This is a genomic window from Methylothermaceae bacteria B42 (assembly GCA_001566965.1).
GTDB lineage: Bacteria > Pseudomonadota > Gammaproteobacteria > Methylococcales > Methylothermaceae > Methylohalobius.
Genome location: LSNW01000011.1, coordinates 1 through 23659, shown reverse-complemented (window position 1 = coordinate 23659; position 23659 = coordinate 1). Strand labels below are relative to the sequence as shown.

General features: G+C 50.0%; 22 protein-coding genes and 1 pseudogene. 14 read left to right on the top strand and 9 right to left on the bottom strand.

Annotated features, from left to right (window positions below):
• The first annotated feature begins 28 nt into the window (after positions 1-28).
• Genes AXA67_05815 through AXA67_05805 form a run of 3 tightly spaced genes read left to right on the top strand, consistent with a single transcriptional unit; the run spans position 29 to position 1702 of the window.
• Positions 29-424, top strand: a complete 396-nt coding sequence (locus tag AXA67_05815; GenBank protein ID KXJ41374.1) for a hypothetical protein — start codon at positions 29-31, stop codon at positions 422-424.
• Positions 417-968 (top strand): hypoxanthine-guanine phosphoribosyltransferase, encoded by a 552-nt coding sequence (locus AXA67_05810; protein KXJ41373.1) that lies wholly within the window; start codon positions 417-419, stop codon positions 966-968. The genes AXA67_05815 and AXA67_05810 overlap by 8 nt, the downstream gene beginning before the upstream one ends.
• Positions 965-1702, top strand: a complete 738-nt coding sequence (locus tag AXA67_05805; GenBank protein ID KXJ41372.1) for a 5'-methylthioadenosine phosphorylase — start codon at positions 965-967, stop codon at positions 1700-1702. The genes AXA67_05810 and AXA67_05805 overlap by 4 nt, the downstream gene beginning before the upstream one ends.
• Here AXA67_05805 and AXA67_05800 read toward each other — a convergent pair.
• The 4 genes from AXA67_05800 to AXA67_05785 form a co-directional block, all read right to left on the bottom strand.
• Positions 1699-2241 (bottom strand): hypothetical protein, encoded by a 543-nt coding sequence (locus AXA67_05800; protein ID KXJ41371.1) that lies wholly within the window; start codon positions 2239-2241, stop codon positions 1699-1701. The genes AXA67_05805 and AXA67_05800 overlap by 4 nt on opposite strands.
• A gap of 52 nt (positions 2242-2293) precedes the next feature.
• The gene (locus tag AXA67_05795) at positions 2294-2662 is read right to left on the bottom strand and encodes a hypothetical protein (GenBank protein ID KXJ41438.1); all 369 of its coding nucleotides are present in this window, start codon (positions 2660-2662) and stop codon (positions 2294-2296) included.
• A gap of 396 nt (positions 2663-3058) precedes the next feature.
• The gene (locus AXA67_05790; protein ID KXJ41370.1) at positions 3059-6526 is read right to left on the bottom strand and encodes a transcription-repair coupling factor; all 3468 of its coding nucleotides are present in this window, start codon (positions 6524-6526) and stop codon (positions 3059-3061) included.
• 303 nt (positions 6527-6829) lie between these two features.
• Positions 6830-7444, bottom strand: a complete 615-nt coding sequence (locus tag AXA67_05785) for a hypothetical protein (GenBank protein ID KXJ41369.1) — start codon at positions 7442-7444, stop codon at positions 6830-6832.
• Between the two features lie 153 nt (positions 7445-7597).
• Here AXA67_05785 and AXA67_05780 point away from each other — a divergent pair, with 153 nt between their 5' ends.
• Positions 7598-7930 (top strand): histone, encoded by a 333-nt coding sequence (locus AXA67_05780; protein ID KXJ41437.1) that lies wholly within the window; start codon positions 7598-7600, stop codon positions 7928-7930.
• Between the two features lie 111 nt (positions 7931-8041).
• Here AXA67_05780 and AXA67_05775 read toward each other — a convergent pair whose 3' ends face one another.
• The 4 genes from AXA67_05775 to AXA67_05760 form a co-directional block, all read right to left on the bottom strand.
• Entirely contained in the window at positions 8042-8929 is an 888-nt protein-coding gene (locus AXA67_05775) for an acyltransferase (GenBank protein ID KXJ41368.1), read from the bottom strand.
• A complete protein-coding gene (locus AXA67_05770; protein KXJ41367.1) occupies positions 8926-9969 on the bottom strand; it encodes an agmatine deiminase in 1044 nt (347 codons plus the stop codon). Before AXA67_05770 ends, AXA67_05775 begins: the two co-directional genes overlap by 4 nt.
• Positions 9966-11636, bottom strand: coding sequence for a DNA repair protein RecN (locus AXA67_05765; protein ID KXJ41366.1), 1671 nt, complete (start codon positions 11634-11636; stop codon positions 9966-9968). Before AXA67_05765 ends, AXA67_05770 begins: the two co-directional genes overlap by 4 nt.
• Positions 11637-11716: 80 nt before the next feature.
• Entirely contained in the window at positions 11717-12592 is an 876-nt protein-coding gene (locus AXA67_05760; GenBank protein KXJ41365.1) for an NAD(+) kinase, read from the bottom strand.
• Between the two features lie 382 nt (positions 12593-12974).
• Between AXA67_05760 and AXA67_05755 the strand changes: the two genes are divergently transcribed.
• The 5 genes from AXA67_05755 to AXA67_05735 all read left to right on the top strand — a co-directional run bounded on the left by AXA67_05755 (position 12975) and on the right by AXA67_05735 (position 18722).
• The gene (locus AXA67_05755; GenBank protein ID KXJ41364.1) at positions 12975-14030 is read left to right on the top strand and encodes a heat-inducible transcriptional repressor HrcA; all 1056 of its coding nucleotides are present in this window, start codon (positions 12975-12977) and stop codon (positions 14028-14030) included.
• Positions 14031-14066: 36 nt separating this feature from the next.
• Positions 14067-14645, top strand: coding sequence for a molecular chaperone GrpE (locus AXA67_05750; protein ID KXJ41363.1), 579 nt, complete (start codon positions 14067-14069; stop codon positions 14643-14645).
• 68 nt (positions 14646-14713) lie between these two features.
• Positions 14714-16669: a molecular chaperone DnaK gene (dnaK, locus tag AXA67_05745; GenBank protein KXJ41362.1), complete on the top strand. Its 1956-nt coding sequence runs from the start codon at positions 14714-14716 to the stop codon at positions 16667-16669.
• 101 nt (positions 16670-16770) lie between these two features.
• Positions 16771-17925, top strand: coding sequence for a molecular chaperone DnaJ (locus AXA67_05740; protein ID KXJ41436.1), 1155 nt, complete (start codon positions 16771-16773; stop codon positions 17923-17925).
• Positions 17922-18722, top strand: a complete 801-nt coding sequence (locus tag AXA67_05735; GenBank protein KXJ41361.1) for a 4-hydroxy-tetrahydrodipicolinate reductase — start codon at positions 17922-17924, stop codon at positions 18720-18722. Before AXA67_05740 ends, AXA67_05735 begins: the two co-directional genes overlap by 4 nt.
• Before the next feature lie 149 nt (positions 18723-18871).
• Here AXA67_05735 and AXA67_05730 read toward each other — a convergent pair whose 3' ends face one another.
• Positions 18872-19162, bottom strand: a complete 291-nt coding sequence (locus tag AXA67_05730) for a hypothetical protein (GenBank protein ID KXJ41360.1) — start codon at positions 19160-19162, stop codon at positions 18872-18874.
• Between the two features lie 330 nt (positions 19163-19492).
• Between AXA67_05730 and AXA67_05725 the strand changes: the two genes are divergently transcribed.
• The 5 genes and pseudogenes from AXA67_05725 (at position 19493) to AXA67_05705 (ending at position 23659) form a co-directional block, all read left to right on the top strand.
• Positions 19493-20248, top strand: a complete 756-nt coding sequence (locus tag AXA67_05725) for a hypothetical protein (GenBank protein ID KXJ41359.1) — start codon at positions 19493-19495, stop codon at positions 20246-20248.
• A 131-nt stretch (positions 20249-20379) separates the two neighbouring features.
• Positions 20380-21237 (top strand): hypothetical protein, encoded by an 858-nt coding sequence (locus AXA67_05720; protein ID KXJ41358.1) that lies wholly within the window; start codon positions 20380-20382, stop codon positions 21235-21237.
• Between the two features lie 78 nt (positions 21238-21315).
• The gene (locus AXA67_05715; GenBank protein ID KXJ41357.1) at positions 21316-22053 is read left to right on the top strand and encodes a hypothetical protein; all 738 of its coding nucleotides are present in this window, start codon (positions 21316-21318) and stop codon (positions 22051-22053) included.
• Between the two features lie 102 nt (positions 22054-22155).
• Positions 22156-22938, top strand: coding sequence for a hypothetical protein (locus AXA67_05710; GenBank protein KXJ41356.1), 783 nt, complete (start codon positions 22156-22158; stop codon positions 22936-22938).
• Between the two features lie 197 nt (positions 22939-23135).
• Positions 23136-23659 (top strand): annotated as a pseudogene (locus AXA67_05705) (hypothetical protein).

The window sequence follows — 23659 nt, the reverse complement described above, 5'->3', positions numbered from 1 at the left end:
AATAATAAGTTTTTGGAGAAAACAATACATGTCCACGATAAAAAAAGTCCTATGGTCCATTTTAGGCGCCCATCTAGTATTAATAGTGTTTTTCGGCGCGTTTAAGTTTGAAAAAATCACCATCGCCCTTTATTTCGGCACCTGGGTAGGGATCGGCCTGTCTTGGTTCCTCTGTCACAAAGCCCCCCTTCTTCAAAGAGCCAAGGTGATCGGTGGTATTTTCATCGTTCAAATCCTGGTGTTTGCGGGACTGGATTTGGCCCATATGAACGATCTGTTTCTCGAGGAAGCGGGCTTTCTTTCCATTGGCGTGTGGACAGGTATTCTGATTGGCGCCTTGTTAACCTTGATCGAAAGCCTTGAAAACCGCATCGAAGCCTTGGAACTGGAATTGGCGAAAAAAGACAGGACAGCAGATGGTTGATCTGCGGGAAATAGCAAAGGTCCGCGTCAATGCTGACCGCTTGTATACCCCGGACGAAGTCGAGCAAGCCATCACCCGCCTTGCAGACACAATCACCAGGGATCTGGCCGAAGCCAACCCGGTATTATTGTGTGTTTTGAACGGCGGCATTATCGTCACTGGCAAACTTTTACCCCAACTTCCCTTTTTATTGGAATTGGATACGGTACACGCCAGCCGCTACCGGGGTAAAACCCACGGCAGCCAATTGCGGTGGCTGCAAAAACCCAGCATTCCTTTAAAAGGCCGTCACGTGTTGCTGCTGGACGATGTGTTGGACGAAGGCATCACCCTGGCGGCCATTCAAACGTTCTGCCGGGAGGAAGGCGCTCTGTCCGTGAAGATTGCCGTGCTGGTGGACAAACAACTGCCCCAACCCAAACCCTGTCGCGCTGATTTCGTCGGCCTGACCGCGCCCAACCGTTACATCTTCGGCTACGGCATGGATTACAAAGGTTACCTGCGTAACGCCCCGGGTATATTCGCATGCAAGGATACGTCATGAAACTGGCCATTATCGGCGGCTCTGGCCTTTACCGGCTGGAAGGCCTGACCCATGTACGGGAAGTAAAGATCTCCACCCCTTTTGGCGAACCTTCCGCTCCCTTGCTTTTCGGCCGTCTTGAATCGGTGGATTTGATCTTCCTTGCCCGCCACGGGCTCTCCCATACCCTCCCCCCGCATCGGATCAATTACCGCGCCAATATCGCCGCTTTAAAACAACAGGGCGTCACTCACGTTATTGCGGTGGCCGCCGTTGGTGGAATCACGCCCAAAATGGCGCCCCAACGCTTGGTGGTGCCTGATCAAATTATCGATTACACCTACAACCGCCCCCATACTTTTTTCGAGAGCGACGACAGTCCCGTAACTCATATCGATTTTACCCATCCCTACAGCGAGCCTCTTAGACAACAGATTTTGGCGGCAGGGGAAAAGCATCCTATCGAATTGATTGCCGGAGGTTGTTACGGCTGCACCCAGGGGCCGCGCCTGGAAACCGCCGCGGAAATCCTGCGCATGGAACGGGACGGCTGCGATATCGTTGGCATGACGGGTATGCCAGAAGCCGCCTTGGCCCGGGAAATGGAACTGGAATACGCCTGCCTGGCAGTGGTTGTGAACTGGGCGGCAGGCAAGTCAGAGGGGGTGGTCTCTATGGATGAAATCGAGCTGTATTTGCAGGCGGGCATGGCGCAAGTCAAAAAGTTGCTGAAAGCTTTTTGTAAGGCCGCTTAGTTTTGCGCTGATTCGACAGGAGACACCCGAATCAATACCCCAAACGCAGGATGATCGAAATAATGGGTTTCATTAAGGAGAACGCGGCGTTTTTCCCGCAAGCGATGGATACCATCGGGAGCACGGTATTCCATATCGGCAATGACATAAAGATATTGCCCCCGCTGCAGACGAATCACGCCTTCCACATCATGGTGATTCGTCACCAAATAAGGGGCATTGATGCGGTTGGCGAGGGCCGGCTGAATCCAGGCTTGGTGCAGCAATGGCCGAAACCGGCGGGATTGTTTCAAGCGGTGGTACGATTCAATAAGATCGGATTCTTCCGCTGGCAAAAGGTCGGGCTTTTTTAAATTGGCCGGACGGGAGAAATCAGGCTGCTGGGTCAAATCCTCATCGGTGTTGATAGGTTGGGAGAATACCAGCACCGATACTTTATACCAGCGAACAGGTTCGGGCGCGGCAACAGCAGCTCCCAGCAGGAGAAAAAACAAGATTCCCAGAACCGCCGGCCTTTTCGTATCGAACAGGTGAATCATTGAGCTGTCAAATTATGTGTAAGGGTATTGCCGCTTGAATGGTCAATCAAAATCAAGGCAGTTTGATGCCACCGCCCGGCATGCCGCCACCGGGAATATCTCCCCCTGGCACGCCGCCTTTAGGAATCACCAAGGAACTGGCTTGCTCTTGCTGCATGCGCCGCAGCTCTTCCATAGTTTCCTTGACACTTTTTTCAGCTTCTTCAGCATATTTTTCCACCGCCTCGCGCAGGGAGTCGGCGGGAATCTCGAAACTCAATGGCAGGGTGCCTACTGGCGTCATCAGGGTGGCCTGGCCAATAAATAACTCCTTGCGTCCGGGATCAGGGGCCCCTTCAATGGTGATAGGGATTAAATGTTTGATGGCGCCAACCTGGCGGTCGGTAATGGTTTCTTCCCGGTAAAGGTTATCCGGGTTCATGGTGGAAGCTTGTTCGCTCATGAGGCTATTACCTTATATTCAATAAAAATAGCTTTATAGCTTATCAGTTTCCTTTGGTCAGGGACATACCAAGGCAATCGCGTGCACCTTGAAGCGGGTTTGCAGCGCCCTCATGCATGCTGGACTCCCGCTTTCGCGGGAATGACGCAAACCAGCCGCTCCGGAGACACAAAGGGGCAACCGAAGCATCCAGCGCAACCGCATGATCCAACCCTGACGTGGATTTACAGCGCCCTTGCTGCTGGATTCCCGGTTTCACGGGAATGACGCAAACGGTCATTCCAGAGTCAAAAAGTGGCGCCCGGCATCCAGCCAACCCCGTGGAAACTCACAACCTGCCGGATGTGGTACCCAACTCATGCGATCGGCTGGACATCAAAATGGCGTCAGGGCTTCCAACAAGCGGTTGACAAATTCCAGCCGCTGCTCGGGTTTCTCCAACGGTGTTTTGAAACTGAGTTTTTCCGGCCCGGCCAGTTGATAAATATCAGGTTGGCTTTGCACTAACTGAATTAGCTTTTCCACCTGGATTTTAGGATCCGGTTCGAAGAGTATTCTGCCCCCTTGTTCCCCAGCATCAATTTTCTGGATTCCCAGGCGCTCGGCCTTGATTCTGATTTCCGCCAGCTCGAACAGATTTTTGGTGGGCTGGGGAAGCAGGCCGAAGCGGTCAATCATTTCCACGTGCAAATCTTCTAACGCCTGGTGGTTTTCGGCGTTGGCGATGCGTTTGTACAACACCAACCGGGTATGGACATCGGGCAGATAATCATCGGGAATCAAAGCCGGCAGTTTCAGATCGATTTCCGTGCCGGAATCCGGGGCCTCGAAATTCAGTTCCTTGCCTTCCTTGAGGGCGGCCACCGCCCTTTCCAACAATTCCGCATAGAGGTTGAAACCGATTTCCTGGATTTGACCACTCTGTTCATCACCCAGCAATTCGCCGGCGCCTCGGATTTCCAGATCGTGGGAAGAAATCATGAAACCCGCCCCCAGCTCACCGGAAGCTTCGATGGCTTCCAACCGTTTAACTGCGTCTTTGGTCATGAGTTTTTTTGGCGGTGTAATTAAATAAGCATAAGCGCGATGATGGGAACGGCCCACCCGCCCGCGCAATTGGTGCAGTTGAGCCAACCCGAACAAATCGGCGCGGTTGATAAGAATCGTGTTGGCGCTGGGCACGTCGATGCCGCTTTCGATGATGGTGGTGCAAAGCAAGACGTTGAAACGCTGGTGGTAAAAATCCAGCATGATTTGTTCCAGTTCCCGCTCCGGCATCTGCCCGTGAGCGGTGCGCACCCGGGTTTCCGGCACCAGGCGCTGGATTTCTTCCGCCATGCGCGCCATGGTTTCGATCTTGTTGTGGACGAAGTACACTTGGCCGCCCCGTTTGATCTCCCGCAGCATGGCTTCTTGAACCAGGGAATCCACCCATTCGGTAATGAATGTCTGGATGGGGTGGCGCCCTTCCGGAGGACTGGCAATGATGGAAATATCCCGCAGCCCGGATAATGACATATTCAGAGTACGGGGAATGGGGGTGGCGGTCAGGGTTAAAAGATCCACCTCGCTGCGCAGTTTTTTGAAGTGCTCTTTCTGGCGGACGCCAAACCGGTGCTCCTCGTCAATAATCACCAGGCCAAGGTTTATGTATTGAACGCTTTTTTGAATCAGTTTATGAGTACCGATGAGAATATCCACCTTGCCCTCGGCCACATCGGCCAATACATGTTTTTGCTTTTTCGGCGAGACGAAGCGCGACAGCACTTCCACCCGAACCGGCCAATCGGCAAAGCGGTCGAGAAAGTTTTGATAGTGCTGCTGGGCCAATAAGGTAGTGGGGACCAGCACCGCCACTTGTTTGCTGTTATGCACAGCGACAAAGGCCGCGCGCATGGCCACTTCGGTTTTGCCGAAGCCCACATCGCCACACACCACCCGGTCCATGGGCTGGGGAGCTTGCATATCCTGGATGACCGCTTCGATTGCCGTGGCTTGGTCCGGGGTTTCCTCAAACGGAAAGGCAGCGGCAAAAGCTTCGTAAGTTTCACTGTCCAAGGTAAATTGCTGCCCCTTTTTGGCGGCGCGCTTGGCGTGGATTTCCAACAATTCCGCCGCCACATCCCGCACCCGTTCCTGGGCTTTGCGCTTGGCTTTCTTCCACTGCTCCCCCCCCAGTTTGTGCAAAGGGGCGGTTTCCGGCTCCGCGCCGCTGTAGCGGCTAATCAGATGAAGCGATGAAACCGGGACGTACAGTTTGTCCTGATTGGCGTATTCCAGGGTGAGGAATTCCGTTTCCACCCCGCCCACTTCCAGACGCTGCATCCCCAAATAACGGCCGACGCCATGATCGCGATGGACAACCGGCGCGCCGATGGTCATTTCGCTCAAGTCCGCCAGCAGGCTTTCCATATCCCGCACCGATTCGCGGCGCCTACGTTTTTGCCGGACTTTTTCACCAAAAATACGGCTTTCGGGAATCACCGCCAGCGCTGGCTCCTGGATCCATAACCCCTCTTCCAGAGGCGCCATGGTAAGCCCCAGGGCTGGCTGGTCTTGCATAAATTCCGACCAGCTCTCTACTATTTTTGGTTTGATATCGTGTTTTCCCAGCGTCTCCATGAGAACTTCACGGCGCCCGGGGCCTTCGGCGGTGAACAAAACGGGACCGGGATTTTGGTCAACAAAATCCAAAAGTGCCTGGGCTGGCGATTTCTTATGGGGTTTAAGGCTGATATCGGGTAACGTCTGGGTGGCAAAGTCGAAGGCCTGTGCCTTCTCCCCAGGAATATTCAATAGAATCCGGGGATAAAGCCGTTGCTTTTCTGTAAATTCCCGAGGCGACAGATACAAAGTTTGCGGTGGCAAGGGCGGGCGCTCCAGATCCCCTTTGCGCAAACTATAGCGGTCCTCAACTTCATCGTAAAACGCCTGGATAACGCTTTCATCGTGATTGACAATGAGGGTGGCCTGATCGGGGAGGTAGTCGAAGAGGGTATCGGTTTTTTCCAGAAACAGCGGTAGATAAGACTCGATCCCCCCCGGCAGGAATCCGCGGCTGACATCTTGATACAAAGCATTTTGCGAAGGCAGATCCGGGAAAGCATTGCGAAAAGCCCGGCGGAAGCGCTTGATGCTTTGGTCATCCATGGGGAATTCCCGCGCGGGATAGAGCTCAATGGCATCAATTTTGTCAATGGACCGCTGGGTTTCCGGGTCAAAGGTACGAATGGACTCGATTTCGTCATCGAATAATTCAATCCGCAAGGGAATGTCACTGGCCATGGGAAACAGGTCCAAAATCGCGCCCCGCACCGCGAATTCCCCATGTTGCTGGACTTGCGGCACGCACTGATAACCCACTTGTTCCAATTGCTGGCGAATGGACTCAAGATTTAACTGATCGCCCACCTTGAGGCTCAGGGTTTGGGACAATATATGGTCCACCGGCGCCAGTCTCTGCATCAAGGTGGCGACGGTAGTAATCAGCACACCCTGATGGGTCCGCGGCAAACGGGCCAGGGTTTTGAGGCGCTGGGAAATGATTTCCGGCAACGGAGAAAAAACGTCATAGGGCAAGGTTTCCCAGTCGGGAAAATGGAGCACGGGAATGGTTTTATCCAGGAAAAAACGGATTTCCTGCTCCAATTGTTGGGCGCTATGGCTATCGGCTGTGACCACCATAAACAACCGGGAATCTTGCTCAATCGCCCGGGCGATTGCCAAGGCACTAGCGGCGCCGTGCAAGCCGCTCCAACCGAAAACGGCTTGCGGTTTGCCGGGGGACGGCGGTGACAGAATAGAAAGCGAAGGAAAATTCTGTTTATGAATGGCTGAATCCATAGCGTTATTTCGTTAGTTGACTCGTAATGTTATTAATAGATTGAAAGTAAAGAATCAGACTGTCAAAGCGTTGGGGGTAACCTGATATTGGTGTCTTTAAAGGCAAATCCAAAATAAACTTGCTATTCCGATGGGACCAATCAAATACAGAGACATTCAAGGCGATTATATGCTTATTCCTATCCAATAACTTTACCCATTGAGACTGTTGAGACTGTTATATTTAGCTTTGGTTTAACGCTTCTTAGTTGTTTATTTGTAGATCACTTGTCACCCAAAAGTGATTCAAACAAGTCGCCCTTATCACGGCTTGGATGTTGTCAATCCCAAACTTTTCCAGGCTTGCATCCCCCCTCGATACCATTGTATTTTATCCGCAGGATAATTGACGGCTAATAATTTTCGAATGACATAAGCTGAACGCGGGCTCCAGATACCATTACAAAAAAAAACCAGATGCTTGGCGTTGGAAAAATTCCACCCCGACTTTGTTTTTTTAGCGCCGAAATGCTCAAGCAAAATATGGCCCAATTTTTTTTCGAACTCTGTCCACGGAACATTAATAGCGAGCGGCAGGGTTTCTTTTTGATACCACTCCGGTATGCGCGCATCAATGAGCATTTTTTCAGGGTCAGAAGGGATGGCCTGCATAAAAGTGATTAACTCCAATTCCCCCAGAGTTTTAACTTCATTAGAGATGCTAATAGGTTGAATACAAAAAGGTGGACAAGGCCGGGAAGTTTTATCAAAGGGGGGATCAATGGTATGGGTAGTATCCTGGTCGCGCTGAATCACGACTAGCGAACTTGATGTTTTTATTTGTACTTTGGCCACGTTTTTGGTGATATTGACCTGCTCTTTTTCTTCACCAGCCATGGTGAATTCGACTGACAACAGAATTAAAACATTGAATATCATTATCAGTGCTGAAGCGAGTCGTTTGATCATTGGCATAATGAATGAACTTATTAATAAAAATGTCGTATAATAATTAACAAGAAGTCATAAATATCTATGGCTTCCTTTATATTGGATCAATTGTCTATAGAAGAGGTATTGATGGATATGCAAATTGCTGAACTTCAGGATTTGTCTGAAGAAGAATTGCAAAAAGTTATTGAAGAAGCCCGCAAAACCCTGGAAACAAAAACCAAAGAAAAACGGGAACAGGTTATTGCGCAAATAAGGGAATTGGCAGAGTCGGTTGGTTTGGAAGTGGAGATTCGGGACAAGAAAGCCGGAGTTTCCACACGAAGATCCCGGAAAGGTATTAAAGTGCCAATTAAATATCGTCATCCTACCGATCCTTCTTTAACCTGGACAGGACGAGGCCAAATGCCCCGCTGGATGCGGGAGCTGGTTGAACAAGGTCATGACCGGGAAGAATTCAGAATACACGATTGATCTAGCCTGAACATTATACCAGCATCCCGGATCCTGCTGGTGTAACCTTAGGATTAATCCAGGACTACGTTATTTAAACACGTAAAGGATTGATTGTCGGGGCACTGCGAATTAATCCAGATACCGCCGAGTCAAGCCTTGGTAAGCGTCTATTCGACGATCCCGAAAAAAGGGCCAGATTCGGCGGACCTCCTCGTAGCGCCTGCGGGAAATTTGGGCTATGAGAACACTCTCTTCCTCTGAACCTGCTTGAGCCAATAGCTCGCCCTGGGGGCCAGCAATAAAACTATTACCCCAAAAATGAATCCCCGGGGTTTGATGGCTAGGGTCAGGTTCCAGTTGTATCCGGTTGCAAGACGCAACAGGGAGCCCATTGGCGACAGCATGGGCTCTTTGACTCAATTGCCAAGCCTCCAGTTGCCGCCTTTTTTCTCCGTCATCATCGCGGGGATCCCAGCCAATAGCCGTGGGATAAAGCAGGATTTCCGCGCCAGCCAGCGCCATCAAACGCGCAGCCTCTGGAAACCACTGATCCCAACAGACCAATACACCCAACTTGGCGACACTGGTGGAAATAGGCTGAAAACCGAGATCGCCGGGGGTGAAATAAAATTTTTCATAAAAACCCGGATCATCGGGAATATGCATTTTGCGATAAATACCGGCGATACTTCCGTCTTTTTCCAAGACCACTGAGGTATTATGGTGGAGTCCTGGAGAACGGCGCTCAAATACCGAAGCGACAATAACAATGTTTAATTCCCTGGCCAAGTCACCCAGCTTTTCCGTTGTTTTCCCGGGAATGGTTTCCGCCAGATCAAAATTGGCGGTAGATTCGATTTGGCAGAAATAAGGCAATCCATGAAGTTCTGGCAATAATACCAATTCCGCGCCTTCGCTGGCCGCCTGGCGGATATGACGGCAAACAGTTTCCATATTTTCCTGCCAACTGCCATGACAAGCTTGCTGTATGACTGCGACCTTAAAACTTTCCGTCATTGCTTCACCTCACATTTGACCGCCGCAGGATATTGCATGGACATACAATGCAAACTGCCATATTGATGAATTAAAGGTTTGGCAGGAATAGGTATAATTTTGCGGCCTGGAAAACACACTTTTAATTGCGCCAAAGCAATCCTGTCAGCCGGATCATTATATACAGGCACTAACACGGCGCCGTTAATAATCAAAAAATTAGCATAATTGGCTGGCAGCCGTCGCCCTTCATCATCGTATATTGGTTTGGGTATGGGCAAGGGAGAAAGCCGATAAGGATTGCCAGTTGGGGTTTTGAATGCCGCCAATTGCGTGGCCATGGCCTTAAGATCAGAATAATGGGAATCGTCAGGATTGTCGCAAGCAGTATAAGCTATGGTATCCGGCTGGCAAAAACGCGCCAGGGTATCAATATGGGCGTCGGTATCATCGCCTTCCAAATGACCGTGATCCAACCACAAAAATCGCTTGAAGCCTAAATGATTTCTCAACACCGCTTCTGCGTTTTCCGGGTCGTCATTTCGGTTGGGATTGAAAATTGAACGTCTTGTCGCCAGCAATGTTCCCTCGCCATCGGTTTCGATACTCCCATCTTCCAGCACCCAATCCACTTTCTGATAATGAATATCGCCAAAAACTCCGGATTGATACAAAGTCTCCCCCAGTTTTTGGTCCTTCTGGCAAGGATACTTTTCCCCCCAGCCGTTGAAGAGAAAATTCACCAAGACCGGACGATAATTTTTCATCACCGCCAGGGGCGCGGTATCACGAACCCATACATCATCGTAGGCGGCTTGCAGAAACCGCACATTGGAATCGACCGCCTTTTGTTGCTGCAATCTTTGCCTGATGGCATTTAGGCGGGCGGATTCACGAAATAAAATCAACACTGGCTGATGCTGGCTGATGACTGCGGCGATCAAACCGTAGCACCGCTCCACTTCTTCCAGCCAGGGACTAAAATCCCCTTCAGGATCAGGCCAGGCAATCAACACAAAAGACTGCGGCGCCCATTCCGAGGGCATTCGCAAGTTGGTCATTCCTTGGCCCACCGCAGCATTTCCTGGGCGTGGGCAAGGGTTTGCTCAGTGATTTTGACGCCCCCCAGCATCCGCGCAATCTCTTGCTCTCTGGCGGAAGGTTCCAGAGGTTCCACCTGGGTCTCGGAGCTTGCCTCGGCGCTGGTTTTGCTGACTTTTAGATGATGATGGGCCTGGGCGGCGACTTGAGGCAGATGGGTCACGCACAAGACTTGCCGATCCCGGCCCAGCTCCCGCAGCCGTTGACCGACAATTTCCGCCACCCCACCACCGATGCCGGTGTCAACTTCATCGAAAATCAGAGTAGGCACCGGTTTTTTCTCTCCGCAAGCCACTTGGATGGCCAGACTCAAGCGCGACAATTCTCCGCCTGAGGCAACTTTTGCTAATGGCCTGGGCGGTTGGCCGGGATTGGTGGTTACCAAAAATTCGATACGATCCCACCCCTCCAGCCGGGGTTCCCCATCGGTCTGGCTTTGCAAATCGATGACGAACTGTCCGTGAGGCATGCCCAATTCATGCATCAATTCGCTAATACGCTGGGAAAGTAGGGGCGCGTGCTCCCGTCGCCGCTGGCTGAGTTCGTCCGCAAAAGCTTGATAGCGGTCAAAAAGTTGCCGGCAGCGCTGTTCCAATTCGCCAATCATTTCCTCCTGATGGGTAATGTTGTGCAGTTCCTCTTGCATCTTGACTATGGCCTGGGGAAGCTCCTCGGGCTGAACACGGTGCTTGCGGGCAAGATCATGTAACGTACTTAATTGGGCTTCCAAGCGCTCCAACTCGGCTGGGTCGTTTTCCAGACCATCCAGCAAGCGGCGCAGGGAGTGACCTGCTTCTTCCAGTTGCACCTGAGCCTGACGAAGCAAGTCACTGACTTCGCTGAATTCGGGCGCCAGTTCAGAAAGGGATTCCATCTCCCGGGCGGCGCTATCCACTTGGGAGGCTACTGATGTTTCCGCATCATGAAGCTGATGGAGTTGTGCCTGGGCACTGGTCAAAATCTTGTCTAAATTGGCCAAGCGGGTATGATCTTCCACCAGGGATTCGTAATCGAGAGTTTCTATGCCAGCTTCTTCCATTTCCTGGATCTGGAAACGCAAAAAATCCTCCCGCAAGGCCTGATCGGTTGATGATTGGCGCACTTGCGCCAATTGTTTGCTGGCTTCCCGCCATTGCTGATAGGCCCGGGCGAGTTGCGCGGCCAAGGCTTCAGCCTGTGCATGGTTATCCAGCAAGCGGCGCTGCGCCTCGGATTGCAGAAGCCGCAAATGGGCGTGTTGGCCGTGAATTTCCACCAACTGACGGGCCAGATTCTGAAGTGTTTGCAGGCTCACCGGACGGTCATTGAGAAAGGCCCGCGAGCGCCCTTGCACGGCAACCGTGCGGCGGATCAGGCAAGTGTCTCCACCGTCCAAATCGTTATCCCGCAGCCATTGACGAACCTCACCCGCCCTGGAAAGATCAAACTCAAGAATGATTTCCGCCTTCTCAGCGCCATCGCGGACAATATCAGCAGCCGCCCGCTCACCCAGGGCCAACCCCAAGGCGGTAAGAAGAATAGATTTACCCGCGCCGGTTTCCCCCGTCAGGGCCGTAAAACCGTGGTAGAATTCCAAATCCAGCGATTTAACAACCGCCAAATCGCGAATGGTAAGTGCCGTTAACATAAATACTGCAGGCTCAAAAGGATTCGTATAATTTGCGAATTATATCGGGCGTTAGTGCAGAAACACGAACACGCGGCAGCTTAACCGCTGCTCCAATTCAATTTGACCCGCAAAATTTCAAAAAAGTCATAATCCACTGGATGCAATAGCTTAAATGGTTTATCCGCTTTTTTGATGACAATATGATCGTCAATCAACACCTCTGGAATTGAAACCGTATCGCAAGTCACTTCCGCCCGGATTTGCTTGGTACTGCCAAAAGCAATCGCCACTTCGCTATCGCCATCAATCACAATAGGACGATTAGTCAGGGTATGGGGATTGATAGGCACCAAACCAATGGCATTTAAAGTGGGATATAAAATCGGCCCGCCCCCTGATAAGGCATAAGCCGTGGATCCTGTGGGCGTGGAAACGATCAAACCATCAGCCCGTTGGGAATTGAGAAAGCGGCCGTTGATATGGGTGATCAACTCGATCATGCTCGGGGTAATCCAGCGGTGGACCACCACCTCGTTGACGGCAACCTCTTCGTGAATCACTTTGCCGTCGCGATGGATTTGGGCGCGCAGCATCAAACGCTCCTCCGTGATATAGCGTCCCGCCAGGATCTCATCCAATTTGGGCAGGGCTTGATCGGGGGAGATGTCCACCAAAAAACCGATGCGCCCCAAATTGACGCCAATCACAGGGGTTTCGAATGCGGCTACCGCGCGCACGGCATTCAGAAGCGTACCATCTCCACCCACGGCGATTATCACGTCACATTCCCGCCCCAATTCCATCGCCGCACAGGCTTGCTCAGCGGGGGCAGACAATATCCGCCAGCTGGATTCATCCAAAAGCACTTTGAAACCTTTGGCCATGAGATGGCTGTAAAGACTTTTCAAAGTGGGGCCAACCCGCTCTGCATTGGGCTTGGCGATGATGCCGATGGTGTTAAAACGAGGGTTCACTGGACGCGTCACATAGGTTTGCTTGAATTCTTTAAAGAATTAGTATTTGCCTATCCAAACCCTTCCGCAACTGGATTCCCGCTTTCGCGGAAATGACAGCGATGCCAGGGTCTGTCGAAAAATCTCACCCTTGACGTCATAACGGGTGAAGGCCCGCGAAAGCGGGAGCAAGACCCGGAATCTAAAAATTTGCTTTGAAAATTATGCCCTGCCAAAACAAGCCCTTCCGGATTGTTCTTTTCTATTTATTTTTAGCACCGTGAATTTACAAATGAATTATTGGGCGCGTCCCTTATGATAGGGCTTTCTTGACAGCTTATCCATACATTGCTACTTTTAGCACTCAGAGAAATAGAGTGCTAACATTGCGATTGCTTGCAAAATGACGAAACCATTGGAATTAACCGAACGCGCCCAACACCTGCTGAAGATTCTGATCGATCGCTATATAGAAGACGGTCAACCGGTGGGTTCGCGCGCGCTTTCCAAAGAACCGGGGCTGAACCTGAGCCCTGCGACAATCCGCAATGTCATGGCCGATCTCGAAGAAATGGGCCTGGTGGCATCTCCCCACACCTCCGCTGGACGGGTTCCGACTGTCAAGGGTTACCGGCTGTTTATTGATTCGTTGCTGACGGTCAAGCCCCTGGAGCGGGAAATCATCCAGCAACTGTGGGATGACTTCGAAGACCACGAAGATCCTCACCATATTTTGGAAAGTGCCTCGCAATTATTGGCGCGAATGACCCGCATGGCCGGCCTGGTTACCCTGCCCAAGCGCCAGCAAATCGCTTTTCGCCACATTGAATTTCTGCCTTTGTCTCAAGGGGAAGTGCTGGTGATTTTGGTAACCGGCGATCACGAAGTCCATAACCGGATTATCCGTCCCGCCAAAGCTTTTACCCCGGCTCAATTGCAACAGGCGGCCAATTACCTCAATGCCCATTTTGAGGGCAAGCGCTTGACTGAAATGCGCGCCGCCCTGGTGAACGATATGAAAAACACTGGCGAGCAAATGAACAATGAAATGCGGGCCGTGGTGGCAATGGCCCAATCCGTATTAAATGCCGACTCCCTTGAGGAAGATTTTGTTCTTTCAGGCCAGACTCAATTGATGGATTTCGCCGAATTGTCCGATCGTGACCGGCTGCGTAACCTTTTTGAAGCCTTCAACGAAAAACGGGATTTGATTCACCTGCTCGATCAATGCATTGAAGCCCAAGGCGTGCAGATATTCATCGGCGAAGAATCCGGTTACCAGCCGCTGGATCAGTGTAGCTTGGTAACCCGTGCCTATTCGGTGGAAGACCGAGTATTAGGCGTGCTTGGCGTCATCGGTCCGACGCGCATGCATTACGATAGTGTTATTCCATTAGTCGATGTCACCGCCAAATTACTCAGCACCGCCTTGAATCAAAAATTATCGTCCCCATCTTAAATTTCAGAATTTCAAATTATTACAGTGGAGTGAACCATGACAGCCAGCGAGGAGATGAAAGATCCCCAGCAGGAAACTGCTGTCGAAAATCCGGAAACGGAAGCGCTTTCCGACGAAGTCGGGATTTTACGGCAACAGCTCACCGAGGCGGAAAAGAAAGCCGAGGAAAATTGGGAAAAGTTTCTACGCGCGCAAGCCGAAATGGAAAACCTGCGGCGGAGAATGGAGCGGGAACTGGAGAACGCGCAGAAATACGCCCTCGAAAAGTTTGCCAAAGAACTGCTTTCCGTGGTGGACAGCTTGGAACTGGGGCTACAAGCTGCGGTAGAAACCGATGAAGTGGAAAAAATCCGCGAAGGCGTCGAGTTAACCCTAAAGCAAATGCTGACGGTACTAGAACGCTTTAATATCACCCCCATTGATCCCACCGGAGAAAAGTTCGACCCGGAATTCCACCAAGCCATGGCAACCGAGCCGGTCAAGGGGGTGGAACCCGATACCGTCGTCAAGGTTTTCCAAAAAGGCTATCTCCTCAACGACCGCCTCATCCGCCCCGCATTGGTCGTAGTGGCCAAACCGCCTGATGGTGAGCAGCATATCGACGAACAAGCTTGAAAACATCATAATCGGCCCCATTTACTCATCAGTAGCGGGGCAATGGATAACAGAAACGGAGAAACACAATGGCAAAGATTTTAGGTATCGATTTAGGAACCACTAATTCCTGTATGGCAATCCTCGAGGGTGGCAAGCCCCGAGTGATTGAAAACGCCGAAGGGCAACGCACCACCCCTTCGGTCGTCGCATTCACCAAAGAAGGGGAAGTATTGGTAGGCCAACCGGCCAAACGCCAGGCCATTACCAACCCGGAAAACACCCTGTTTGCAATCAAGCGTCTGATTGGACGGAAATTTGATGATCCGGTGGTTAAAAAAGACATGGACATGGTGCCTTACAAAATCGTGGCCGCACCCAACGGCGATGCCTGGGTGGAAGTGCCCGCCACCGGCAAAAAGATGGCACCGCCGGAAATTTCCGCCCGGGTTTTGAAAAAACTCAAGGAAGACGCGGAAGCTTTTCTTGGAGAAAAAATCACCGAGGCGGTGATTACCGTACCCGCCTACTTCAATGATTCCCAGCGTCAGGCCACCAAGGACGCTGGACGTATCGCCGGCCTGGAAGTCAAGCGGATCATCAATGAACCCACCGCCGCGGCGCTGGCCTTCGGCATGGACAAACAACAAGGCGACCGCAAAATCGCGGTCTATGACCTCGGCGGCGGCACCTTTGACATCTCCATCATCGAAATGGCCGATGTGGAAGGTGAGCGTCAATTCGAAGTGCTGGCTACCAACGGCGATACTTTCCTGGGTGGCGAAGACTTCGACAAGCGGGTCATTGATTATTTGGTGGATGAATTCAAAAAAGACAGCGGTATCGATTTGCGCAACGATCCACTGGCATTACAACGCCTGAAGGAAGCAGCGGAAAAAGCCAAGATCGAATTGTCTTCCACCCAGCAAACCGACATCAATCTGCCCTATATCACCGCCGATGCCACGGGCCCCAAACACCTGAATGTGAAACTGACCCGGGCCAAATTGGAATCGCTGGTGGAAGACTTGATTGATAAAACCCGCGGTCCTTGCGAAATGGCGTTGAAGGATGCTGGTCTGTCGGCTTCCGACATCGACGATGTCATCTTGGTGGGCGGCCAGACCCGGATGCCGAAGGTACAGGAATTCGTCAAGGAGATCTTCGGCAAAGAACCGCGCAAAGACGTCAACCCGGATGAGGCTGTGGCTCTGGGCGCGGCAATCCAGGCAGGCGTTTTGGGCGGCGAGGTTAAGGACGTTCTGCTTTTGGATGTCACGCCGTTGTCCCTGGGAATTGAAACCCTGGGCGGGGTAATGACCAAACTAATCGAGAAAAACACCACCATCCCCACCAAGGCGAGCCAGATTTTCTCTACCGCCGAGGACAACCAAAGCGCGGTGACGGTTCACGTCCTCCAGGGCGAGCGGGAAATGGCCAAGGATAACAAATCCCTGGGTAAATTCGAATTGGCCGGGATTCCGCCAGCGCCCCGGGGTGTGCCGCAAATTGAGGTTACCTTTGACATCGACGCTAATGGTATCCTACACGTGTCGGCCAAAGACAAGGCCACGGGCAAGGAACAGTCAATTGTTATCAAGGCATCCAGCGGCTTGACCGAGGAAGAAATCGAGAAAATGATCCGTGACGCGGAACTTCACGCCGAGGAAGACCGTCGCTTCAAGGAACTGGTCACCGCGCGGAACGAAGCAGACTCTTTGATTCACGCGACCCGCAAAAGCCTGGAAGAGTTGGGTGACAAGGTTCCGGCAGACGAGAAGGAAAAAATTGAAGCCGCCATCAAGGATCTGGAAGAGACTATGAAGGGCGACGACAAAGACGCTATCACCGCCAAAACCCAGGCACTGGCTGAACTTTCTGGTAAGCTGGCGCAACAAATGTATCAGCAGGCCGGCGGCGAAAGCGCTGGCACGGCGGGCGAACCCGGCGCTGGAGGCGCTGCTGGTGAGAGCGGTCAGGCAGGAGGTGACGAGGAAGTCGTCGACGCGGAATTTGAAGAAGTGAAGGATGACGATAAAAAATAACGCTATGCTTAAAGCAGGGTTTGAGCCATTCAAGTCCTGCTGAATTTGGGTTGAACTAACGAGGAAAGCCGCCGGTGAAAACCGGCGGCGATGTTGTATCTATGGCAGAAGATTATTATGTAATTCTCGGGATTTCCAGAAATGCCAGCGAAGCGGAGATCAAGCGCGCTTTCCGTAAAATGGCGATGAAATATCATCCCGACCGCAACGCGGACAACCCCGAGGCCGAAGAAAAATTCAAACAGGTCAAAGAAGCCTACGATGTTCTGAGCGATCCGCAAAAACGCGCCGCTTACGACCAATTCGGCCACGCGGGCGTGCAAGGCGGCGCCGCCGGAGGCCCCGGCTTCAGCGCCGAAAGCTTCAGCGATATCTTTGGCGAAGTCTTCGAAGACCTGTTTGGCATGGGCAGCCGGGGGCGGGGACGCCGTGGCCACCAGGCCCGGCGGGGTGCGGATTTGCGCTATAACCTGGAAATCACCCTGGAACAAGCCGTGGCCGGCACCGAAGTGCAAATCCAGGTGCCTACCCTGGTCACTTGCGATGAGTGCGGCGGCAGCGGCGCCCGTAATGGCAGCAAACCCAGCACTTGCTCCCTCTGCCATGGCCAGGGCGTGGTCAGGATGCAACAAGGATTCTTCTCGGTTCAACAAACCTGCCCCCAATGTCAGGGAGCGGGTACCGAAATCCGCAACCCCTGCCGCAAATGCCATGGCCAGGGGCGGGTTCAAAAAACCAAGACCCTATCAGTCAAAATCCCGTCCGGCGTCGATACCGGCGACCGAATCCGCCTGGCCGGGGAAGGGGAAGCCGGCGACAAAGGCGGTCCTGCCGGGGATTTGTACGTTCAAATTCAGGTCAAGGAACATCCTATCTTCACCCGCGATGGCAGTAATTTATATTGCGAGGTTCCCATTAGCTTTACCACCGCCGCCCTGGGAGGCGAGCTGGAAGTGCCCACCCTGGACGGCAAGGTGGCGCTGAAAATTCCGCCAGAAACCCAAACCGGCGCCCTTTTCCGGCTCCGGGGCAAAGGCGTCAAACCTGTACGCGGCGGCCCCCAAGGGGATCTCATCTGCCGGGTAAAAGTGGAAACCCCGGTGCGTCTCACCAAAGAACAAATTGAACTGCTCAAGCAACTGGACGCCGCCTTGCAAGGCGGCGGCAGCCATCACAGCCCCCAGGAACATAACTGGCTCGACGGAGTCAAGCAATTTTTTGAAAAACTCAAACCGGGAAAGACCAACTCAGCATGATAAAAGTCGCGATACCCGGCGCCACCGGACGCATGGGAAAAGCCCTGATTCAAGCAGTTTCCTCGACGGACGATATGCAGTTGGCCGCCGCCTTGGCGCGCCCGGATTCGCCCGCCTTGGGGAAAGACGCCGGCGAAGTGGCCGGCATTGAACCGCTTGGAGTCCCGGTGACAGACGCCTTGGAAAACAGCGCGGATTTTGACCTGCTAATCGACTTTACCCTGCCCGAAGCTTCCCGCCAGTGGCTGGCTTTTTGCCGACACCACCATAAACCCATCGTCATCGGTACTACCGGTCTGGGCATCGCCGATATCTCGGATATCCAGGCCGCGGCCACCGCCATTCCCATCGTTTTCGCGCCCAACATGAGCATCGGTGTAAACCTGGCATTAAAACTATTGGAAACCGCCGCCGCAGTGCTGGGCGACGACGTGGACATCGAAATCATAGAAGCCCACCACCGCCACAAAGTGGATGCCCCCTCCGGCACCGCGCTGCGGATGGGAGAAGTCATCGCCCGGGAATTGGGCCGCGATCTCAAGCAATGCGCCGTCTATGGCCGCGAAGGCCATACCGGCCAGCGCGACCGCAAAACCATCGGTTTCGCCACCATCCGCGCCGGAGACATCGTCGGCGAACATACCGTTCTTTTCGCCGGCGAAGGCGAGCGCCTGGAAATCACCCACAAAGCCTCCAGCCGCATGACATTCGCCAAAGGCGCCGTCCGCGCCGCCCGCTGGCTCATGGGACAACCCGCCGGGCTATATGATATGCAAGATGTGTTGGGATTGAGATGAGCGAAAGCACAGGATAACCTTCCTCAAACCTCTCCAATATTTTTTCTATTCTTGCAGGCCTGCGTAGCAATTATTATTCACATTAGGCAATCTCTCTTTTATATCGAATCGTTCAAACTATAGCCCTAGCCAGCCCCACAACTATTTCCCTAGTGTTCTGAAATACTTTTCCCTGAAACACCTTTAAGTCCTTGCAGGTGGATTAATTCGCCCCAGATAAAACAAAAAATAAGACCTATAAATTCACAAAATCCCTTACTTTGCTTGTCAGCGGGGGGCGAAATCCATATGATTGGCTTATCGATGTCAGCTAAATTGTCAAAAAAATTTACAATTTTTGCAGCGACAGTGCAGCTTCGGGGAAATCCCCTCAAGCCCGCATGTACAGCTAAGCCCAGGATTACACTATGCAAGATATACCGACGCACCCCTTTATTCATTATAAATTAACGTTTCTTGTTTTAGCATAAAATGCAAAATGACCAATAACAATACACTCAAATTACACAATAACCAATATTTCTATCAGTCACACAAAGTTTTGTGTCAAACTTTTTTACATTTCCCTATTAGTTGCAAATGCATCTCAATCAACAAATATACAAGATATTGAATTGATTGGATTTTATAGCATATGGCATCGAATATGCAGTATTATTACCGAGACCAGTCTCTGTGATTACAAGTTTAATTGTATTTCGGTTGGCTTTAACAGAGATTGAAACTCGCAATCGAAATTAACAAATCTTGACTTTTTTGGAGGTCTTATCATGAAAATGAAAAAAATTGCATCTGCAATCATGGGTTTGGCGTTTGCTGCTGGGGTAGGAACTGTTCAGGCGCAGACTTTCACTCCACCCAACACCACTCCAGGTGAAGAGGCGATGACGGTTATCGCTGAGTCCTATCTTAGCATTATGGCGGCTTTGATCACCGCTGACCAAAGTGCACTGGGGGGCTGCGCAGCATACACTGGCTCTTACCCTGTACAAATCAGTACCACTGGCGCTGGATCTGGAAACGGTAGCTTGAACTTTTCAATCAATCTAAATGCGAGCAACACCACTAATCCAGCAACTTCCACACTGGGAACTTCTTACAATGTTACCCAAGCGGGTACAGGTCAAGTCCGTGCCGGCGTTGTTGGTTCCTACAATGGCAACTTCGCTTTTGGTGTTAACGGCTTTATCTTGGTAGGCAACTCTACTTTCACTATTAATGAGTTTGGTGTTCCTGTTTTGTGGGATGAGCATATCATTAAGGATTTCTGGCAAGATCCGAGCAATGCCTTCGGTAAGCTTTTGCTAGACGATGGCCTCGAAGCCATCACCAAGCTGAATCTGCCGCAATCCAAATGGCGCCAAAGATCCCAGCATACTCGTCCTGATGGCGGCAATGGCTCCTTGGCAATCACCAAAACCCTTATCCGTCCTGACAACGTGCCTGCGTGTACTATCACTTTAAATGGTGTAGTTGGTAATAATTTTGGCGGAAAATCTTTCCAAGGGATGCTGTCAGTTCAATAAGAGCTGTGTAATCGTTTAATATTACTCATCTTTGAGTACACTGATAAAAGCCCCCCGAGCCAACCCCATGAGCAAGGGGGGCTTTTTCTCAAGGAATTTCCATTAAGAAGTTGCCAGAGGAATGTAGAGTGATGATGTCTAAGATCAAAAGATTTGTTTTAGCAGCAAGCGTGGGTGCCGGCTTGCTAATTTTTGGATTGGCAAGCTGTGATCGCAATCAAAGTAGCGACGAAAATACTGCTCAACAAGCTGAAGAAGCCACTTCAATTGTTATAGCACTGCACCCTGGCAACAAATTAACGGCTAAATTGACCAACGCGCCTCTATCAACTGTGGCAAAGGAAGTCTCCAGAACTTTAGGGGTAGGGATCGTTATCAATGAACAACAAAAAGATAAACGCGTCACTCTTGCCTTTGAAGACTTGCCTCTTAAAGAAGGTCTCGTACGCATTTTTGGCCCTGATGCCAACATAACCTATCCCCCAAAACTCGCAGAAACGTCTTCATCGAAAAAACAAAAAGACAATCTGGCAAACAATACAATCTCTAGATTGCCAAATTCAAATTCGCTATCATCCCAGAAGAACCCTCTAGATCAACTGATCGATCAAGCACTTAATAGCCCTGCACCGAATGACAGGATTCAAGCGCTAAAGAATTTAGTACAACAGATACCCAATGCACCAGACAAGCTGCTTCCAGTATTCGAATCAGCACTGCAAGATAGCGATGCTCAAGTTAGAAAAACGGCTATAGATCTAGTGTTATACAAGCGAATACCCATTAAAGATGAAACCATACACGATATTGCCGTGAATGACGATGATGATGAGATGCGCGGCAAGGCGTGGGTAATATTGACCAATCGCGCCAGCCCGGAAACACTCAAACAGTATTTGCCGGATGCTTTGTCTGACCCAAATCCAGCAATTAAAAATGACGCAAGGAAATTACTTGAAAAATTAGAATCCCAGGGAAGTAATGGCTAAAGTGGGTGAGAAATTTGATTAATGTCCTTTCTCTATATGAAAATAGAGAATTAATTGTAACCAAAAGAGGTGATACAAATGAGTCTATTTACATCAAAACAACATTTAAGCATCAAAGTAGGGATATTGCTGGGGGGCTTAGCCGCCTTGCCAATAGGGAGCACAACCGCCGCAACAATAGACACTGCCCAATCTGTTTTGAATGGTAATCTATTGACTAGCGATACAGGAAATGATGGCAATACAAACTTTCAGATAGAAGTGAAAAATACTGATGAAATGGTCTTGCACATGAATGCAAGCCCCACTGCCACAGGCGAAAGTTTTAATATATTTTTTAAAAATCAGATTGCCCCAAAAACAAATATTGACTTCATACGGCTTGGATTTGAAAAAATCAATGGCACACTCCCAACCCCACCAGCAGCTGTATGGTGGTCGTTTTCTGTCACTAACCTATCAGGCGCCCGATCCACTAGTGTCGATTCTAGTTCTTCGCTTTTCTCTGTACCGACGACTGGTGGACAGAGGGTGGATGTGGACTTACCTTTAACAGGCAATAATACGGGAGATCCTGGTAGTTCAATTGGGGATATAATAAGATTTTCGCTTCAACCCATTATGCCAGGAGGTGCCTGGCAAGGATTTAACGATCCAAAATCCGATTGGCGGTTATATATTGACCTAAACGAAGATAGCCCAACCCCAAGTCTCCCTAATGCAGTTCCAGTACCGCCCGCATTATTACTGTTTGGAAGCGCTATCGTTGGGATTTTTGGTTGGAATCGAAAAAAACAAGAAAATTCCTTCGTTTGACAATATACCCGGCAGTCTAAAGGGCTCAGCAGATATAGTTTTTGAAACGATAATTCTGAGCCCTTAATATTTGTCACATTTGACCGTAGATGGGAGAAGGAAGTGATAGAAAAAATAGTCTCAAAAATTAAAATCGGAACTGCCTTATTAGTGCCAATAATGGCAATAGGTGTTAAGGCCCAGGAAATTCCAGAACCAAAAGTTGATTTGCTGCCTCAGGAAGAGTACCTTCTGTCTTTAAGTGAAACCATGGTTGGCATTGCTGCAGCAGCCGCCATGGATGCAGGGTGTCAGCAAATATCCGGGGTATACCCTTTTAACATTTCTGTTATACAAGGAGATAATAAAGCAAGAGGACATATAAATTACCAAGTTAACCTTGAGGCCACCCAAACTGAAAGAATTGTGAGTGAAGAATTTGGGACTAAACAAAACAAGTATAAAATCAACTCAAGCAACAACGGAATGCTTTATTCGCAGATATTCTCAGAATTTAATAGCGAATTTCTATTTGCATATCGAGACAAATGGGGGGGTTATTATTCAGAAGCCAAATTCAAACAGCATGCTTTTTCAGAGGCACCATTAACATGGCACTTACAAATAATCGATACATTATTTGTTGATCCAGAAAGTCACGGTAGGATTATAAAAGGAGCAGGCCAGCAGAACTTAGAAAAGACTGTTGAAGGATCAAACATTAAATCCAAATGGCTAGAAGAAATTCAATTAACCCGCCCGGCTTTCGAGGATGGATCATTGTCAATTACTGCGGGCATGATAGACAACAAGGGAGAAACGGTATGTCAGGTTTCTTTAAAGGGAAAATATAATCCAGTGTTTGGCAATTATATCGTAAGAGGACTCGTATCAATTTACGAATAAACACCAAGCATGCGAAGATAACATATAACGCAAATATATTCATGTATCTACTACATAGATTCAATCTAAAGAGAATTTGCTTGACTGAGATCTAGCACGAGTTAAATTATCCTCATATAATTTACAACTGACATTTTAACCAAATAAGGCCCTATTAATGGGCCTTATTTATTAGCCCTTTAAGCTTATTAGAGAAAATGAATGATAGCATTAACACCAAAAAAATACACAAAACAAATAAGTTTCGAAGTCATTACAACGCCCTTCCCTACAAGAAGCTTATTATATTCATCTTTCTAATATATAGTTTGTGGGCTTTGAATAGTTGCAAAAATGAAATGCGAGGTAGTGTTCACTTTAAGGATGGCACGGTTGTTTTTCTGGAGGTGGCAGCTAATAAGTCCGCTCAAGACAAAGGTTTGATGAACAGAAGATCGTTGCCTGCTGATAGGGGAATGGTATTTGTATTTCGTCCTGCAAGAAAGGTAATTTTCTGGATGAAAGATACACTGATACCCTTAGATATTATTTTTATTAACAATGGAAAGATAATAAAAATCGTGGAGAACGCAACCCCAAATGAGACAAGAATTTTGTATCCATCAGAAACCCCTGTTACAGAAGCAATAGAAGTCAATGCTGGATTTGCACAACAGCATAATCTAAAAACTGGGAATAAGGTTAAATTTTATAACATTCCAGCCATAGATTATTCAGAAAA

Coding starts and splice junctions, on each gene's coding strand:
- AXA67_05815 (KXJ41374.1), top strand. CDS start 29: ATGTCCACGATAAAAAAAGTCCTATGGTCCATTTTAGGCGCCCATCTA.
- AXA67_05810 (KXJ41373.1), top strand. CDS start 417: ATGGTTGATCTGCGGGAAATAGCAAAGGTCCGCGTCAATGCTGACCGC.
- AXA67_05805 (KXJ41372.1), top strand. CDS start 965: ATGAAACTGGCCATTATCGGCGGCTCTGGCCTTTACCGGCTGGAAGGC.
- AXA67_05800 (KXJ41371.1), bottom strand. CDS start 2,241: ATGATTCACCTGTTCGATACGAAAAGGCCGGCGGTTCTGGGAATCTTG.
- AXA67_05795 (KXJ41438.1), bottom strand. CDS start 2,662: ATGAACCCGGATAACCTTTACCGGGAAGAAACCATTACCGACCGCCAG.
- AXA67_05790 (KXJ41370.1), bottom strand. CDS start 6,526: ATGGATTCAGCCATTCATAAACAGAATTTTCCTTCGCTTTCTATTCTG.
- AXA67_05785 (KXJ41369.1), bottom strand. CDS start 7,444: ATGATATTCAATGTTTTAATTCTGTTGTCAGTCGAATTCACCATGGCT.
- AXA67_05775 (KXJ41368.1), bottom strand. CDS start 8,929: ATGACGGAAAGTTTTAAGGTCGCAGTCATACAGCAAGCTTGTCATGGC.
- AXA67_05770 (KXJ41367.1), bottom strand. CDS start 9,969: ATGACCAACTTGCGAATGCCCTCGGAATGGGCGCCGCAGTCTTTTGTG.
- AXA67_05765 (KXJ41366.1), bottom strand. CDS start 11,636: ATGTTAACGGCACTTACCATTCGCGATTTGGCGGTTGTTAAATCGCTG.
- AXA67_05755 (KXJ41364.1), top strand. CDS start 12,975: ATGACGAAACCATTGGAATTAACCGAACGCGCCCAACACCTGCTGAAG.
- AXA67_05750 (KXJ41363.1), top strand. CDS start 14,067: ATGACAGCCAGCGAGGAGATGAAAGATCCCCAGCAGGAAACTGCTGTC.
- dnaK (KXJ41362.1), top strand. CDS start 14,714: ATGGCAAAGATTTTAGGTATCGATTTAGGAACCACTAATTCCTGTATG.
- AXA67_05740 (KXJ41436.1), top strand. CDS start 16,771: ATGGCAGAAGATTATTATGTAATTCTCGGGATTTCCAGAAATGCCAGC.
- AXA67_05735 (KXJ41361.1), top strand. CDS start 17,922: ATGATAAAAGTCGCGATACCCGGCGCCACCGGACGCATGGGAAAAGCC.
- AXA67_05730 (KXJ41360.1), bottom strand. CDS start 19,162: ATGAATAAAGGGGTGCGTCGGTATATCTTGCATAGTGTAATCCTGGGC.
- AXA67_05725 (KXJ41359.1), top strand. CDS start 19,493: ATGAAAATGAAAAAAATTGCATCTGCAATCATGGGTTTGGCGTTTGCT.
- AXA67_05720 (KXJ41358.1), top strand. CDS start 20,380: ATGATGTCTAAGATCAAAAGATTTGTTTTAGCAGCAAGCGTGGGTGCC.
- AXA67_05715 (KXJ41357.1), top strand. CDS start 21,316: ATGAGTCTATTTACATCAAAACAACATTTAAGCATCAAAGTAGGGATA.